The organism is Anaerotignum faecicola (assembly GCA_024460105.1).
Taxonomy (GTDB): domain Bacteria; phylum Bacillota; class Clostridia; order Lachnospirales; family Anaerotignaceae; genus JANFXS01.
Genome location: JANFXS010000631.1, coordinates 1 through 381, shown reverse-complemented (window position 1 = coordinate 381; position 381 = coordinate 1). Strand labels below are relative to the sequence as shown.

The following is a 381-nucleotide window of genomic DNA, read 5'->3' as shown; positions in this document are numbered from 1 at the left end:
CATCCACGCCCGGAAGCATCAGATCCAGAATCAACAGATCAAAGTCCTCATGAAGAGCCTTTGCAAGCCCGGCTTCTCCATCATTCTCAATCTCCACCTCAAAGCCGCTCAGTTCCAGATAATCCTTCTCGAGCTCTGCAATGCTCTCTTCGTCTTCAATAATCAGTATCCTGCTCATTCTGCAATAACCTCCTGGTATTTTCTTAGCACAAAGTGTATCTCCGTGCCTATGCCTTCCTTGCTGGTCGCCCAGATTCTTCCGCCGTGGTCCTCGATAATCTTCTTAACGATAGAAAGCCCGATACCGCTTCCTCCCTGAGATGAATTTCTGGAAGAGTCTGTCCGGTAGAACCGGTCGAAAATGTTGGGCAGATCCTTGGC

Annotated in this window: 2 protein-coding genes; both read right to left on the bottom strand. The window is 49.1% G+C overall.

Translation table 11 applies throughout. From position 1 onward, the window contains the following. Positions 1 to 178 (bottom strand): response regulator (locus tag NE664_15740; protein ID MCQ4728086.1); only part of this gene is annotated, 178 nt, incomplete at its 3' end. Continuing rightward, positions 175 to 381, bottom strand: a 207-nt coding sequence (locus tag NE664_15735) for a cell wall metabolism sensor histidine kinase WalK (protein ID MCQ4728085.1), incomplete at its 5' end; no start/stop codon positions are given. The genes NE664_15735 and NE664_15740, both read right to left, overlap by 4 nt.